The sequence below is a fragment of the Agromyces sp. Y782 genome (genome assembly GCF_059445405.1).
In genome coordinates this window covers 2,615,421-2,631,478 of the sequence record NZ_JCAIUG010000001.1, presented here as the reverse complement: position 1 = coordinate 2,631,478, position 16,058 = coordinate 2,615,421, and the positions used below count along the sequence as shown (strand labels likewise).

Genomic DNA, 16,058 nt, shown 5'->3' with positions numbered 1-16,058 from the left:
CCGAGCCGCCGGGCGCATTCGGCGACCGCGGCGCCCGTGGAGGACGAGTCCGTCACTCGCGATGCGCAACCGCGAGCGGGGCAGCGGTCATGCGACCACCGCCCCGCTCATCGGTCGAGCCTGCTCGCCTACCAGATGAGGATCGGCACTCCGAACGCCGTCGAGTCGGCGTACGGAGACGCACCGTCGAAGCTCGAGCGGAGCACGTGCAGCCCTCGCGACAGGGTCGGCAGCTTCACGGTGAACCGGCCCTTGTCGTTCGCGGTGATCTCGACGGTGGCGATCACCTTCGAGCCATCGCTGATCGTCAGGGTGCCGACCGGCTTGGAACCATCGAAAGCGAAGACCTGACCCTTGTACTGCACAGCGGATCCGGCCCTGGCGATGAGCTTGTTCGGCACACCGAGCACGAACGTTCCGACCTCGTCGACCACCGGCGCCTCGATCGTGATCGGCACGTCGATGTTCGTGCCGGTCGAAGCCACCGAGATGGTCAACAGCTGCGCACCCTCGATGCCCTCGGGGATGGTGATCGCAACGGTCGCGCGACCGACCTCGTCGGTCGTGTTCACGAGCGTGCGGTCGACGGGAGCCGTACCCAGCACCGTGTCGCCGATCGAGACCGAGACCTCGCCGGCCGCGACCTCGTTCGTCGAGAAGTCGAGCGAGCTGAGTGCGAGCGAAAGGGTCTCGCCGGGCACGTAGGCCGAGCCGTTGGCCGGCGCCGGCAACACGAGCCCCACCGAGCGCTGCGCGACATCGGGCGTCGCCGAGCCGTTCGCCGCGAACCAGTCGACCATGGACTGCAGGTCGACCTTTCCGGTGTCGGCGCGGTTCGTGCCATCACGCAGGGTGAGGAAGTTGTCGCCGCCCGTCGAGAGGAACGAGTTCACGACGACGCGGTAGGTGGCCGCAGGGTCGATCTCGGCGCCGTTCAGGAGCACGTGCGTGACGCGCGAGCCGACCGCGGCCGTCGGGTCGTAGACGACCTCGACCTCCTTGTTCACACCGAGCTTCAGGAACGGCCGCGACGAGCCGCCGGGCTGCCACTGCTCCTCGAGCACCTGCTTGACCTGCGCACCCGTGAGGTCGAGCGTCACGAGCGTGTTCGCGAAGGGCTGCACGCTCGCGGCCTCTTGGAACGTGACGTTGCCGTCGGGGTCGTCCGCGTTGCTCGAAGCGAACTTCAAGTCGGTGCGCAATCCACCCGGGTTCATGAACGCGATGTCGGCCGCGGCGTCTTGCTGCACGGCCCACAACTGCACATCGGCGACGAAGTTGCCGAGCGTCGATTCGCCGCCCCGGTTCTCGTCGAGGATGACATTGCCGTTCGCGTCGAGCACCGGGTTGCCGTTCACGTCGAGACGCGGGTGTCGGGCCCGGTTGAAGTCGGCCGTGATGTCGCCGACCTTCTCTTTGCCGAGCACGTCGGAGACGGCCTTCGCGTCGGCGACGATCTGCTCGACGGCAGGCACCGCCGGGTAGAGCGGAGTAACGCCGTTCAAGAGCGGCTTCAGCTCATTGGTGATCGAGAGCAGCTCTTTCGTGATGGGGTTCACCTGGATCTTCATGAGCCCGAACTGCTCGCCGTACTGGCCCGCCGAGACGACCGGACGGCCGTCGACGATGTGGTTGTACGGCAGGTGCGTGTGCGCCGAGACGATGGCCGAGACATCCGGATCGACGCCCGCGACGATCCCGGCGAACGCGGAACCGTCGCTGAGGCTCGCGATGTCGGTCGTCGTCGCGCCCTCGTGCACGAGCAGGATCAGCACGTCGGCCTCGCCGTTGGCGGTGTCGCCGTCGGTGAGGTCCGCTGCGACCGCGTTGACCGAGTCGACCACGCTGCGCACCTGCAGCTCGGCGATGCCGCCCGGGCTCACGAGCGCCGGCAGCTCTTCGGTGACCGCTCCGATGAAGCCGACCGTGACGCCCTCGAACGTCTCGGTGTAATAGGGCGCGAGCGCGGTGTCGTCCGAGTCGCCGAGGAACACGTTCGAGCTGATGTACTCCCAGTCGGCGCGAGGCACGACTCGGTCGCGCAGGTCGGCCCAGCCACCGTCGAACTCGTGGTTGCCCGCGGCGCTCACATCGAGACCCGCGGCGTTGAGCGCGTCGATGGTCGGGTTGTCCTTCTGGATGAAGGACGTGAACGTCGAGGCGCCGATGAGGTCGCCCGCGGCCGCGAACACCGTGTTCGGGTTCTCAGCCCGCACCTGCTCGACGGCCCCGGCGAGCACAGCTGCACCTGCAGAGGGTGCGATCTGTTCGATGCGACCGTGGAAGTCGTTGATCGTCACCACGTCGATGTCGACGACGTCTTCGAGCTCGGCCGTGTCGATGCCGATGAGGGTCGGGTCGTGGTCGCTCGACCGGTAGACCGAACCGTCGTCGGCCGCGGCATCCGCATACTCGCGCTCACCCCACTCGGGTGCATTGATCGCCCAGCGGCCGATGCCCGTGACCGCCTCGAGACCCTCGGCGTTGCCGAGCGCGTGGTCGAGCGAACCGAGCTCGCCGTCGAAGGTGTAGGTGTACTCCCCCGCAGCGAGCGCCGGAAGCAGGTCGGTGTAGCCGGCCCCGGTCAGCACCTGGATCGGGTCCTCCTGCGCGTACGAGTTGAAGTCGCCGAGGAGGAAGACCTCACCCGCTTGCTCGGCGAGTTGGCCGGCGAGCGTGAGCAGCGACGTCGCCTGCGCGACGCGATCGGCGTTGAAGTGCCCCTGGCCGTCGGCCGGCTCCGCGCCGCTGCCGCTCTTGGACTTGAAGTGGTTGGCGATCACGGCGAGGTCGGTACCGTCGGCGAGCTCGAACGCCTGACCGATCGGCTCTCGGGCATTGCCCCAGACCGACTCGTCGACGATCGTCTGAGCTTCACCCTTGGGCGTCACGACGTCGGATCGGTAGATGATTGCGCTCTGGATGACGTCGGTCGTCGCCGGCGTGAGGACCACCGGGGTGGGCACGAAGTCCCAGACCTCGGAGCCTTCGGCCTCGTTGAGCGCGGCGACGAGCGTTGCGATGGCCTCGTCGGCGACACCGTCGAGTTTCAGCGAGTTCTCGATCTCTTGCAGGGCGACGATCTCGGCGTCCATCGCACCGATCGCCTCGACGATCTTCTCCTCTTGGAGCGCGAACGCCTCGGCGGTGGCTGCGCCGCGCGCTGCCGGGTTCTCACTCGTCAACGTGGTGAAGTAGTTGAGCACGTTGAAGACGCCGATCTGCACGTCGCCGCCGACCGCGGGGGCTTCGGTCGGGCGCTCGTTCAGGGTCTCGAACGTGGGCTTGACCGAGGCGTCGCTCGTGCTGTCGATCGGCGTCGTCGGCTGCAGGCGCCAGGCGTTGAACCCGTAGCTGAGCACGTACGGCGTCGCGGGCAGGATCGCCCGGTCGCCGTTGCGGACGATCGTGTCCTCGGTGAGGTACGGCTGGTCGTTCAGGTGTTCGGCCGCATCGGCGCGAGTGTTCCAGCCGTCGTCGAGCACGAGCAGCCTGCCGCGGTTCGCGGCGGCGATCTCGGTGGCGGCGGGGCCGGCGTCGACCTGTTCGGTGCTCTTGACGGGAAGCGTGTCACCGGCGGCGAGCCAGAGCGAACCGAAGCTCGCGGCCTCGTGGGTGCTCGAGACGAGGTACGACCCGGTCGGCGCGACGAGCATGCTCTCGAGCGACTCGCGAGCCGTTCCGACGGTCGTGTCGGGCAGCGGCGTCGCGGCCGGGACCCCGACACCGGGCGTGACGATCTCGACGCCCGTCGCGCTCGTCGTGATCTCGGTGAGTCCGAAGTACTCGCTGACGGTGCCCGTCACGCGAACGAGGTCTCCGACCTCGCCGACGGCGGGCATGCCGAAGACGAAGACGCCATCGGAGGCGTTGGGCGCCTCGTCGGCGACGACCGTCTGGATGGTCACGCCGTCGTAGCTGCCGCTGGAACGGTGGTCTGCGGTGATGACGCCCTCGACGATGACCGCCTCGCCGTCGAGCGGACTCACGTCGCCGGCGCCCTGCACCTCACCGATCGTCGCCTCGGTCGCAACTGGAGGCTCGGTGTCGCCACCGGAGCCCTGCGGCGTCACGGTCTCTGAGAACGTGAAGTCGCCCGAGTTGTCATCGGTGTCGGCGAAGTCGGTGCGCACGATGCTGCCGGGCGTCGAGTTCGAGCCCTGGTAGGCGGCCGGTGCTCCCTCGAAGTTCAGCGAGGTGCCGTAGCCGACGTAGTCGACCACCTGCGCGTTGTTCACGATCGACCCGGTGCCCGGGTTGATCGCAGCGGCGACGTTCGCGAGGTAGAGCGAACCGGTGGTGCCGCTCGGGGCGACGGTGAACGAGGCGTCGGTCTCGGGGAGCGCTGCACCGTTCGTGCCGTTGCTGTTGAGGCCGATCAGGTAGTAGCCGTTCGGCGCGATCTCGCCGGTAAGCGCGCCGACGCCGCTTGCGACACCGGTGCTCGTCGCCGAGCGGTACTGCAGCGACCAGCCGGCGAGCGACACGGCGGAATCGGTGGGGTTGTACAGCTCCACGAACTTGTTCGTGAACGGCTGGTTGGCACTGCCGCCCCGCGCGTACACCTCATTGATGACGACGCCGGAACCGTCGACCGCGGCGACGGCCGGCGGTGCGCCGAGGAGGCCGACGACGAGGGCCCCGACAGATACGGCCGAGACGGCCGCGAGACGTTGGATGGTGCGGCGACGATGCATGACTCTCCCTGAACGGTCGGGTACCCCGCGGTGCCGCCGCGATCATGCGCAGACGCCGGGGGCCATTGCCACGTAGCCTATGGCTGGCCGGTGACGCTGCCAAGAGGTCGATGACCAATGACCGGCCTGATTTCACGCAGTGTTCACGGATGCCGCACAGAAGAGCACGCGGCATCCGCTCTGCTGCTCGGATGAGCATGTCGGCACCTGTCGTTACGCTGGGACGACCATGCTCACGGCCGTCTTCTCGCTCACCGGGGCGCTCGTGTTCGGTGCGGCGGACTTTCTCGGCGGCCTCGCCGCGAAGCGCATTAGCGCAATGCTCGCCACCGCGGTGGCCGCGATCAGCGGGTTCGTGGTGCTCGCGGCCGCCTACCCGTTGCTGGGCGGCGCGTGGGGTGCCCACGACGTGCTCTGGGGCGTGCTCTCAGGGGTCAGCGGCGCCGTCGCGATCTCCTTGCTGTACGCGTGTCTCGCGATCGGACCGATGTCGATCCTCTCGCCGCTCACGGCCGTGGTCTCGGCCATCGTGCCGATGCTGTGGGGGCTCGTCACCGGCGAGCGGCTCGCGGCGCTCGGATACTGGGCGCTCGGCCTCGCGCTCGTCGCGGTCGTGCTCGTCGGCTTCGTGCCCGAGAAGGGTGCGGTGCGCCCGAGCCTCCGCGGCATCCTCATGGCCATCGGCTCCGGCATCGCGATCGGCGGCTTCTACATCACGATCGACCAGACCTCCGACGAGAGCGGCGTCGTGCCGCTGCTGCTCAACCGCGGGGTCACCGCGGTCATCATGTTCACCGTCGTCGGCGTAGTCGCCTTGGTCGCGGTGGGGCGGCGGCGCGCCGCTCCCGCGACGGTTCCGACCTCGTCAGCAGGCGAGCGGATGCCGCAGCAGACGTCGATCGCCGCCGGAATCCGACTCGCGATCGCCTGCGGAGTCGTCGACGTCATCGCGAACGGCCTGCTGCTCGCGGGCATCAGGGCGGGCGACCTATCGGTCGCGGCCGTGCTCGGGGCGATGTACCCGGCGGGCACCATCCTGCTCGCGGCGATCGTGCTCAAGGAGCGCATCGCCCCGGTGCAGTGGGGCGGCCTCGTGCTCGCTCTCGCAGCCGCGGGCATGCTCGCGCTCGCGTGACCGCGTCAGAGGCGCACGACCTCGGTCACGCGCACGACGGCGGCGCCCTCCTCGGCGGAGGCATCGAGGTCGACCTCAGCCCGGATTCGCCAGTCGTGATCGCCGGCCGGGTCGTCGATCGTCTGCTCGACGCGCCACATTCCCTCTGCGGCATCCGTCTCGTCGATCGTGACCAGCCGGGGTGAGCGGGCCGCGGGCCCGACACCGATCGCATCGTGTTCGTCGTAGTACCGGTCGAGCGCTTCGGACCAGTCGACCTCGGGATCGAGTTCGGCGAGGTCTTCATCGCGCTGGAGCGCGGCGAGCTGCACCCGTCGGAAGAGCTCGTTGCGCACGAGCACGGTGAACGCGCGCCGGTTGGTCACCACCGAGGGTGGGGCCGGCGGCACGACCGCGGTCTCGTCTTCGGGCAGGTGCGCCGACGGGTCGATGAGCTCGTTCCACTCGTCGACGAGGCTCGAGTCGACCTGGCGCACGAGCTCGCCGAGCCACTCGATGATGTCGAGCAGCTCTTCGTTCTTCGCCTCGGTCGGCACGGTCTGGCGAATCGCCCTGAACGCGTCGGAGAGATAGCGCAGCACGAGCCCCTCACTGCGCGCGAGCTGATAGAAGCCGATGTATTCCCCGAACGACATGCTGCGCTCGAACATGTCGCGCACGACGGACTTCGGCGAGAGCTCGAAGTCCCGCACCCACGGCTGGCTCGAGGCGAACACCTCGAACGACTGCGCGAGCAGCTCGTCGAGCGGCTTCGGCCACGTGACCTGCTCGACGAGCTCCATGCGCTCGTCGTACTCGATGCCCTCTTGCTTCATGCGGCCGATGGCTTCGCCGCGAGCCTTGAACTGCTGCTGCGAGAGGATCGGCCGCGGGTCGTCGAGTGTCGATTCGATGACGCTCACGACGTCGAGCGCGTAGTGACCCGTGCCGACGCCGCTCTCAGCGGTGGCGTCGGGGTCGGGGTCGAGCAGGTCGATCGCGGCGAGCGCGAACGGCGACAGCGGCTGGTTGAGCGCGAAGTTCGGTTGCAGGTCGACGGTGAGGCGCACGATCGGCATGCCGGGTCTCGATACGCGTCGTCCTTCGTCGGGCGCTACTCGACCAGCGGAAGGGGCGCGTCCCGGTCCCTGAGCTTGTCGAAGGGCGTCGGGCGCCCCTCGATCAACAGAGTCCGCGGGCAGCAGTTCGACGACGCCCGCGTCGCGCAGCGTGCGGAAGATCTCGAGCGCGCGGCGAGCGAGCTCGAACTGCCGAGCCCGCGGTTCGTGGTTGTCGAACACGAGCGAGCGGATGTCGCCGATCACGTCTCCCCCGCGCCCGATGACGTTGATCAGCATCGCCGCGGTGAGCTTCAGTTGCGGCACGAGCGGCTCGGGCTCGGCGACGACGAGCCGGTCGAACGAGGCCTCGCCCCACGTGATCTGGCCGGCCGGCGCCTTCTTGCGCACGATCTTCTTGATCTTCTTGGGGTCGTCGCCCGCCTTGCGGACGGCGGCGTCGTTCTCGATCTCGTGCTCGGGCGCGAGCACCACGACGGTTCCCGCGGTGTCGTAGCCGGCCCGGCCGGCCCGCCCCGCGATCTGGTGGAATTCGCGGGCGGTCAGCTGCCGCATCCGCTGCCCGTCGAATTTCACGAGCGCGGTGATGAGCACCGTGCGAATCGGCACGTTGATGCCGACGCCGAGCGTGTCGGTACCGCAGATGACGCGAAGCAGCCCGCGCTGGGCGAGCGTCTCGACGAGTCGGCGGTAGCGCGGCAGCATGCCCGCATGGTGCACGCCGATGCCCGACCGCACGAGTCGCGAGAGGGTCTTGCCGAACGCGGTGTTGAAGCGGAACCCGCCGAGCGCATCGGCGATCTCATCGCGCTGCTCGCGCGTGATGACACGGATCGAGGAGAGCGCTTGCGCCCGCTCCATCGCGGCGGCCTGCGAGAAGTGCACGATGTAGACGGGCGCCTGCCGGGTCTCGATGAGCTCCTCGACCGTCTCCTGCACCGGCGTCTTCGCATATGAGAAGTGCAGCGGCACCGGGCGATCGACGCCCGTGACGAGCGCCGTCTCACGCCCCGTGCGCCGCTTCAGGTCTGCGGCGATCGCGGTGACGTCGCCGAGCGTCGCCGACATGAGGATGAACTGCGCCCGGTGCAGGGTGAGCAGCGGCACCTGCCACGCCCAGCCGCGGTCGGGGTCGCCGTAGTAGTGGAACTCGTCCATCACGACCTGGTCGACGTCGGCGTCGGGCCCGTGACGCAGGGCGAGGTTCGCGAGGATCTCGGCGGTGCAGCAGATGATCGGAGCATCCGGGTTCACCGAACTGTCGCCCGTGACCATGCCGACGTTCGCCGCGCCGAAGATCTCGGCGAGCTGGAAGAACTTCTCGCTGACGAGTGCCTTGATGGGCGCCGTGTAGTAACTGCGACCGCCTTGAGCGATGGATGCCGCGTGGGCGGCCACTGCGACGAGCGACTTGCCGGTACCCGTGGGCGTCGAGAGGATCACGTTCGCGCCCGAGACGATCTCGATGATCGCCTCGTCTTGCGCGGGATACAGCGAGAGTCCGCGGCCCTCGGCCCACTCGACGAAGGCGTCGTACATCGCATCGGCGTCGTACGGGCTCGGGGCGAGCTCAAGCAGGGTCGGGGTCACCCGTCGAGTCTGTCACGCGGTCGGGCCGTGCTCGCCCTCGTTCGCAGCGGGCTCGCCCGCGGTTCACACGACGGGCGCGAAGTCGCGCCCGAGGCGGTCGAGCTCGTCGCGCTCGGCGGGCTCACGCCCTGCGGGCTCGGGCGTCGCGCGCCCCACAGGCGCCGGCATCGCGGACGCGGTCAGCACGACGGCGGGCACGGTCGACGACGACCACTCGACGGTGCCGTGCTCGAAGCATCCGCGCTGCAGCCCCGTCTCGGGATCGAGTTCGACGTCGCGCACAGGAAGCCCGAGCGGCGAACGCTCCCAGCCGAGCAACGCCCAGATGTCGCGCACCATGCCGTACACGATCGCGGGTCCGTGCGCGGAGGTCCAGTAGATGGAGCCGCCCTCGAAGTGGGCGAACCCGCCGGCGGGGCCACCGTGCTCCGACGCGGCGAGGTGCTGCTCGTCGGTCGTCGGGAAGCCGAGGAACGAGTTCTCGCCGCCCGCCGCGTGCCAGTGCTCCGCGACCAGCCCGTGCACCTCGTGCGCGCCGGTGCGTTCCGACCAGTAGACGGCCCCGCCCTCGTACTCGCGGCGGTACATCTCGCCGGCACCGATGCGCGTGTGCGGTGCGGTGGCATCGCCGAGCCACGGGTGCTCGGCGCGCTTCATGCTGATCGCCGGCACCGCGAGCAGCAACTGGTTGGCGGCGCCGTAGCGCACCGCGGTGCGGAAGTCGCTCCAGCTCAGGGCACGGTCGAGGTGCGTCGAGCGGAGCTCGGTGCGGGCCGCGCGGGCGGGCCCGTGGCCGTAACGTGCGAGCCGCGTCATCCGTTCAGTCATCGCCCGATCTCTTCTCTGCCGTGTGCGCCGTGCGACGCCGGAAACGGGGGAAGCCGGCCTGCACCTCGTGTTGAAACTCGGTGCTGACCGGCTATCCGATCGCCACTCCGCGGTGACAGTTCCCCCTGCGGCCCATGGAGCGGTGATCGGTTCCCACGATATGAAGGGCTTGGATGCCGCGGATCAGGGTTAGCCCTGAACTTCGAGTCGTCCCGTCAGGGCCGGCACTGACGGCGATCTCCTCGACAGCACAGGCGACACGGGGCGGGTCGAGCCGCTAGCGTTCGCTCAGAACAACTCGCCCGAGGAGAATCCATGCGGATCGCACCCAGCCCCACGCCAGAGTCACCCGCCCCCGACGAGTCGCCCGCACCGCCTCCTCCGGCCCCTCCCGGCGACGGTGCGGAAGGTGGGAGCGGGGGCGGCTCGAGCAACCGCGAGCGCTCGGGCGGGGCGAGCGGCGGCGACTCCGCGCCGGCCGACACCAGCGCCGTCGATGCCGGCACCTTCGACCGTGCCCTCGTGGTCGTGCACGGCATGGGCAACGCCTATCGCAGCCAGATTCTGCTCGAGTGGGCCGAGCCGCTGCTCGGCCGCATGGATTGGCTCGCCCGCGACCGCGTGATCGGCGGCGACGAACGCCACGGCGTCGAGATCCACGAGTCGGACCTCTCGGGCGAGGTGCCGATCGTCACGGCGACCGTGCGCTACCCGGGCCCGCGGGCGCAGGCGAGTGGCGAGCCATCCGACCCCGACGACGACGTGCTCCTGAAAGTCGCGATCCTCGAAGCGCGCTGGTCGGAATCGTTCGTGCCGATGAGCCGCGGGCAGGTCTTCCAATGGGCCGTCGTGTTCATGTGGCGCACCATCTGGCGCGTGCTCGACCTGTTTCTCGGCACCATGGTGCTCGTGCCGTGGTACACGCTCGTGCGTCACGTGACGAAGTCGCCCGACGAGCCCCGCGAACTGCCGCGGGTCGTCGACCTCGTCATCGACCTCATCAGGCTCGTCGTCTGCACCATCGCCTTCGTCGTGACCTGGGTCTTCCTCGTACTGCTCGCGGCCGTGCTCACGCCGATCCTGCCGCTCATCAGCCCGCTGCTCATCATCCCGTGGTTCAAGGACCTCGCACAGGGAGCCATCGACGGCGTCATCGAGTCGATCGGCGACGTCGCGGCGTGGAAGGAGAAGCCGCTGCGCGCCTCCGCCATGCGCCTGGTCGTGCGCAACGCCCTGGCACGCGCCAAAGAGCTCGTCGGCGACGGTGACGTGCACCTCTTCGCACACTCGCAGGGCGCGGCCGTGGCGACGTTCGCCCTCTTCGAGGAGCTCGAGCCGAGCGACTACAACGTCAGGCGTCTCACCACGGTCGGAGCGGCGGTCGTGCTGCTCGGCCGCGAGAGGTGGCTCGGCCGGTCCGACGAGTACCGGCCCGTCGCGAAGTGGATCGAGCGCAACGACGGCGTCGGCGACGAGAAGAAGAAGGTGCAGTGGGCGAACCACTGGGCGATCTGGGACCCGTTCTCGGCCGGCCCGATCGCCGACACTGCACCCGGTCGTCGCGAGCGCTGGCGCAACGCGTACTTCCCCGGCGCCGCGACCGCGATGGGGCCCGAGGAGCACGCCGTGCACAATACGAGCCAGCCGTTTCTCGATCACTCCGCCTACTTCGAGAACACCGTCCAGGTGGTCGAGCCGACAGCGCGGCACCTGCTGGGCTCCGAGTTCCCCGCCGCGCCCGCTTCGGTCGCCTATGTCGAGAACCGGCTGTCGGTGATCGACAAGAAGTCGCTCGGCATCAACATGCTCGCCTCCGTCGTGATCGCCGCGATCCTGCCCGGACTGCCCGGCGTCTACGCAGCCTTCGCGACGGTCGCGAGCTGGGTCGCTGGAGCGATCGGCTTCATGATCGGCGTGTTCCCCGGCGGGCAGGACGTCGCGGAGGCCGTGCCCGCCACGATCGCCTCCGCTTCGTTCTTCACGGATCCGGCCGGACTCAACCCGTGGAGCTGGCTCGTCGCATCGGGGCTCACCCTCGCCGTGCTCATCTGGCTGAATCAGTTGCTCGCCGGCGCGACCCGCCGCTCGCGCGAATGGGACCGCTGCCCGATCGAGCCGCGCCACTGGCTGAGGCTCAGCTCGATTCCGCGATTCTTCTACGTCCTGGGCGCGTTCGTCTGCATCTGGTTCGCGATCTTCGCGTGGAGCAAGCCGTCGCTCGGGTGGATGGTCGTCGACACCGTGATCCTCATCATCGTCGCGGTGTTCGTCTTCGTGGAGCCGCTCTACGCGCCGGTTCCGGTCGTCGTCGCCGCTCGCACCGATGACACGGCGGCGGGCGACCCGACGATCCTGTCGAGCACTCGGCCGATGAAGCTCCGCGATGCGGTGCGCACCGAGGAGTTCACGCGCGACCTCGCGCGACGCCGCGAGCTGCTCGACCCGCAGGGCTGGCGCGCGCAGCTCTGGGCGCGCTGGTTCCACCACTGGAGCGCGCACTCGACGCCGCCCACGACGCCGCCCGCGAGGGCCGAGTAGCAGGGGCCGGAGCTGTGATCTTCGGTGCTCTTCGGCGGCATTCTGTGATCTCTAGTTGGCGCATCGGGCTGGACAACAAAATGGCCGGATCTTTCAGATCCTCCAGGGACCGGTGACGCGTGAGTCCGGCAGGTAGACGCAGTAGGTCCCCGTCCGGATGACCCGCTCGAGGTGCTCGCCCAGCGGCGGGTCATACTGACGAATCCGGACCATGGCATGGCGGACCGCCCGGGTCACGCTGACGCGGGCGCGTTCCGACGCGGAACCGGCGCGCCGGCCACGCCCGCTGAGCCCGTAAGCGCGCGACAACTCGCGGATGAGGAAGTCACGTTCCGCCTCCGCCTGGACAACGCGTCCGCTGTCTCTCATGAGTCGGGCCTCCTCGAGGTCTTCATCGATCTCCGCAAGCCGCCGACGGTAGGCGTTCTTGGCCTGGGGGTCGAGCAGCGCACCGGCGTCCCCCCACCCGGAAGTCGTCAGCTCCGGATCACGCGTACCGGGATGAGTCGCGGCTGGATCCACCCCGCTCGCCACGAGGTCGAGCACGTGAAACTCCCGACCGGGATGCGCAATGAGCCGCGCGAGATAGTGCAGGCCCTTCAAATCTCGCAGCGCAATCGTGTGTTCCTCGAACGTGATGGACCAGTAGTCGCCCTCTTGGCGAAAAGCGTTGGGGTCGCTCTTGCGGTCACCGACTTGCCGCGTCCCCACGGCCGACGGATCCGCCTCTGGTGGGGTGCCGGCCACGAGCCACGGGCCATGTGCAAGCGCGGTGCGCGCCAACGCGACCTCGTGGGGAGCCCCCACCAGGCTCCACAGACGGACGGCAGTCTGGAACGCATGCCGGGCCCCGGACACCTCGCCGGCCGCCAGCCGCACCCGCCCGTCTGCCATTGCCGCACTGGCCGCCAGTGCCCTGCTCTCGAACAATGCGGCTACCCGCGCAAGTTCGTCAGCCGCGCCGCGGGCAGCGACGAGGTCTCCAGCCGCCACCTCGATCTCGACCCGCGCGGCCAGTAGCGGAGCCCGGCGCAGGTCGGTGTTCGGCGGCAGCTCCCTGGAAGGGACGGTCAGCGGATGTTCGAGCGAGTCTCGGATGGACGCTGCCGCCAAAGCCACGTCACCCTGCGCCAGTCGCACCTGCGCCAGTCCCGGCTCCGGATCCCACCCGGCCTCGCGAGCTGCGAGAAACGCTTCCTCCGCACCACGGAGATCGCCCATCTGGAACCGCACGCGGCCCAATTCGGTGAGCGGCCACCCGAACTCGCGCCGGAGGTAGGGCCGGAGCTCTGCACAGGCCTCCAGTGCCACCCGCTCCGCCTCGGCGGACTCCCCACGCAGCCGCAGGATCTCGGCACGGTGGACGCGGCAGCGCCCGTGAATGCTGCCGATACCGTATCCGTGGCTCCACCGCTCCATGGCCTCCGTCCACTCCTCGGCGAGGTCGTGCTGAGCGAGCCCCTGGAGCATGCACACCAGCTCGCAATAGACCATCCCCGTCGATAGGGCATCGAGTTCCCCGGAGATGGTGGCCACCGCTGCTTCGTCGACGAGTTCGAGGCCCCGGCGGACGTCACCCTCCAGGATCACGGCATGCGCCTCTGCCACTCTGCCGAGGGCGGCCGCGGCCGGGTTGCAGGCCGATCCCACCGCGACGGCCCGGCTGGCCCATTCGCCGGCGGCACGGACGTCGCCCATCATCAGGCGCTCGTAGCTCTTGATAACTGCCAGCCATGCATGGATCGGCGTCTCGTCGTGCCCCACGAGAAGTCGCTCCGCCCGCTTGACCCACCCGCGGATCGGCGCCATCAGTGCGGTGTCCATCAGGAGGTGCAGGGCGACTCGAGCCGCCGCGCCGGCCGCCGCGACGGGATCGCCGAGGCGCACAGCCTCCGCATGCGCACGTTCCCACGCCTCAATCGTCACGTCGAGATGACCGGCGGCGTACGCGACCTCGGCCAGAAGCCCGAGGTCGTCCACCGAAAGCCGGACGCGCGCGTCCACACCGACGAGCAGGTCGTACGCCTGCGACCAGTCACTGCTCGAAGCTGCCTCGCGCGCCTGCTCCACCAGCACCGTTTCGGCTCCGTCGTACATCGCTCACCGATCTGCAGGCATGCTCGCTCCGACCCGACCCCGGGCGTAACGCCGAGGGCTACCCCGGTAACAGACTTCCTCACGCCATAAGGGTTATCAAGCCCGATCCCTGACAAAAGGACACCCCACGAGCCGGGAGACGGGCCAATCACAAGGAGACATCCAATGAACACGAACACGACGCAGTTGCCACAATCAGGCACGGCGCAGACGAACGGGCAGGTGCTCTATTACGAGGTCCACGGTGAAGGACCTGTGCTCGTTCTGGTGATGGGGATCGGATACGACTCCTCGCTCTGGACGCTGGCACAGGTCCCGGCCTTTTCCACGCAGTTCCGGGTGGTCCTGGTCGACAACCGCGACTCCGGCCGCAGCTCGAAAGCCAGCCACCCCTACGACATTGCAGACATGGCAGATGATCTCGCCGGCCTGCTCGACGCCTTGGGGATTCAGCGGACCCACCTGTTGGGGCTGTCCATGGGCGGGATGATTGCCCAGGAGTTCGCGCTGCGACACCCGGACCGGCTGGATCGGCTGGTCCTCACCGGGACGGGAGCAGCACCGGCACGAAGCGCCGTCGATCCGATCCAAATCTGGAGCTGGGTCAAGGCGAACGACGCGACCGGGCAGGTGTTTGGCGGCCAGCAACTCGCGTCGCTGTTCTCCACGGCCTTCCTTCGGAACCACGAAGCGGTAAAGGACACCACCGCGCTCCTGGCAAGCAATCCATATCCGATGGGTCCCGAGGCGTACGGGCGACAGGCGAATGCCTACCTGCAGTTCGATGCCCTACGGCGGCTGGGCGCAATCACAGCCCCTACCCTTGTCGTCGTGGGTGAGCAGGACCTGCTGACACCACCCTGGATAGCGCACGAGGTTGCCGATGCGATCCCCGGCGCACGGTTCAAGGTCATCCGAGGAGACGGGTCCTCGCACGTGGTGCCGATCGAGCGCCCCGACGACTTCAACCGCCTCGTTTCGGACTTCCTCGCCGAGTGACTCACCCGTCGCACGCCACGATCAACGACTCACGCATTCCACCGCCCGCAATCGATCCGCCAGTCGAGCCCAGGGGCTCGGCAACACCAGGAGGCGCCGGAACTTCTTGACGACCGTCGACGTACCGTTGTTGGTCGGCCCGACCAGCAAGAGGTTGAGCCTTCGCTGCCTGACCGGCCGGTCGAGAGCATGAGGGTGAGCACGGAGACGATCTACCAATGGGGTCTCGATACGCTCCTTCGTCGCTACTCGACCAGCGGGAGTGTTCGAGGCCCACTCGACCAACGTCATCGACGGATCGTCGGCCTGAGCACGCCCGCGGGGTCACCTCCCGTGACGAGCTCGACGAGCGCCTCGACCAGCCGGAACGGCGCGATCGCCACCAGTTGCACGAGCGCGAACGGACCCAGCCAGCCGAGCGAGAAGGTCAGCACGAGCACCACGCCGCCGAGCCTGCCCCACGCGAGCGCGGCGACCGCGACCACGACGAGCAGCACGAGCCACACGGGGTTCCAGAAGGCGGCGACGGATGCCCCGGCCACGACGATGCCGCCGAGCACCGCCTGCACGAGCAGCACGAGGCCGGCGGCACCGCCGAACTCCCGCTCCCGATCCGCGGAGATCCACGCCCACATGATCCAGGCGCGCAGCAGCGGCACCGCCTGCTCGCGGAGCGCGGTGCGGAAGACCCGGTCGTCTTCTCGGCGCTGCCGCAGTGCTGCCTGCCGGTCGCCGAGCCCCGCTGCGATCACCGATCTGGCGTCGTGCAGGAGCGCCGGCGCCGACTGGCGACCATAGCTCGCGATGAGCCCCCAGAGCGGCGTCGGCACCGACGCGAGATCCGAGTCGATGGGTGCGGCCCCGGCGGCGTCTCCCGCCGAGGCATCGTCGGCCGCGGCATCCTGAACCGGAACCTCGTAGCGCCCACCGCCGACCGGGTCGACGTACACGAACGGCGCGCGCACCTGGAAGCGGTGCCCGTCGGCGGGTCGCTGGGCGAGCAGCAACTCGTCGAGGGGCCGGCCGTCGGCGGTGAGGAATGGCATCGAGGTCTCCTTCGCTCCTGCCCATCCTGCCCCGACCCACCCGTGCTCGCGTGCCCGCAGCGTGACCGAG

9 protein-coding genes are annotated in these 16,058 nt (G+C 69.0%); 3 read left to right on the top strand and 6 right to left on the bottom strand.

Going from position 1 to position 16,058, the window contains the following annotated elements; translation table 11 throughout:
* Positions 1-128: 128 nt before the first annotated feature.
* On the bottom strand, positions 129-4,697 hold the full coding sequence (locus AC1C2S_RS11920; protein ID WP_495352737.1) for an ExeM/NucH family extracellular endonuclease: 4,569 nt from the start codon (positions 4,695-4,697) through the stop codon (positions 129-131).
* Between the two features lie 229 nt (positions 4,698-4,926).
* Between AC1C2S_RS11920 and AC1C2S_RS11915 the strand changes: the two genes are divergently transcribed.
* On the top strand, positions 4,927-5,832 hold the full coding sequence (locus AC1C2S_RS11915; RefSeq protein WP_495352736.1) for an EamA family transporter: 906 nt from the start codon (positions 4,927-4,929) through the stop codon (positions 5,830-5,832).
* A gap of 5 nt (positions 5,833-5,837) precedes the next feature.
* On the opposite strand, the gene AC1C2S_RS11910 is transcribed toward AC1C2S_RS11915, so the two are convergent.
* Positions 5,838-8,429, bottom strand: a complete 2,592-nt coding sequence (locus AC1C2S_RS11910) for a DEAD/DEAH box helicase (protein WP_495353245.1) — start codon at positions 8,427-8,429, stop codon at positions 5,838-5,840.
* Between the two features lie 114 nt (positions 8,430-8,543).
* On the bottom strand, positions 8,544-9,296 hold the full coding sequence (locus tag AC1C2S_RS11905; protein ID WP_495352735.1) for an LGFP repeat-containing protein: 753 nt from the start codon (positions 9,294-9,296) through the stop codon (positions 8,544-8,546).
* A 327-nt stretch (positions 9,297-9,623) separates the two neighbouring features.
* Between AC1C2S_RS11905 and AC1C2S_RS11900 the strand changes: the two genes are divergently transcribed.
* Complete coding sequence (locus tag AC1C2S_RS11900) at positions 9,624-11,846, top strand: hypothetical protein (RefSeq protein WP_495352734.1); 2,223 nt, start codon at positions 9,624-9,626, stop codon at positions 11,844-11,846.
* Positions 11,847-11,939: 93 nt separating this feature from the next.
* Here AC1C2S_RS11900 and AC1C2S_RS11895 read toward each other — a convergent pair whose 3' ends face one another.
* Complete coding sequence (locus AC1C2S_RS11895) at positions 11,940-13,943, bottom strand: hypothetical protein (protein ID WP_495352733.1); 2,004 nt, start codon at positions 13,941-13,943, stop codon at positions 11,940-11,942.
* A gap of 165 nt (positions 13,944-14,108) precedes the next feature.
* Here AC1C2S_RS11895 and AC1C2S_RS11890 point away from each other — a divergent pair, with 165 nt between their 5' ends.
* Entirely contained in the window at positions 14,109-14,942 is an 834-nt protein-coding gene (locus AC1C2S_RS11890; protein WP_495352732.1) for an alpha/beta fold hydrolase, read from the top strand.
* 21 nt (positions 14,943-14,963) lie between these two features.
* On the opposite strand, the gene AC1C2S_RS11885 is transcribed toward AC1C2S_RS11890, so the two are convergent.
* Both AC1C2S_RS11885 and AC1C2S_RS11880 read right to left on the bottom strand, forming a co-directional pair.
* Complete coding sequence (locus tag AC1C2S_RS11885; RefSeq protein ID WP_495352731.1) at positions 14,964-15,233, bottom strand: TniB family NTP-binding protein; 270 nt, start codon at positions 15,231-15,233, stop codon at positions 14,964-14,966.
* Positions 15,230-15,988, bottom strand: a complete 759-nt coding sequence (locus AC1C2S_RS11880; RefSeq protein ID WP_495352730.1) for a DUF1353 domain-containing protein — start codon at positions 15,986-15,988, stop codon at positions 15,230-15,232. The genes AC1C2S_RS11885 and AC1C2S_RS11880 overlap by 4 nt, the downstream gene beginning before the upstream one ends.
* Positions 15,989-16,058 lie beyond the last annotated feature (70 nt).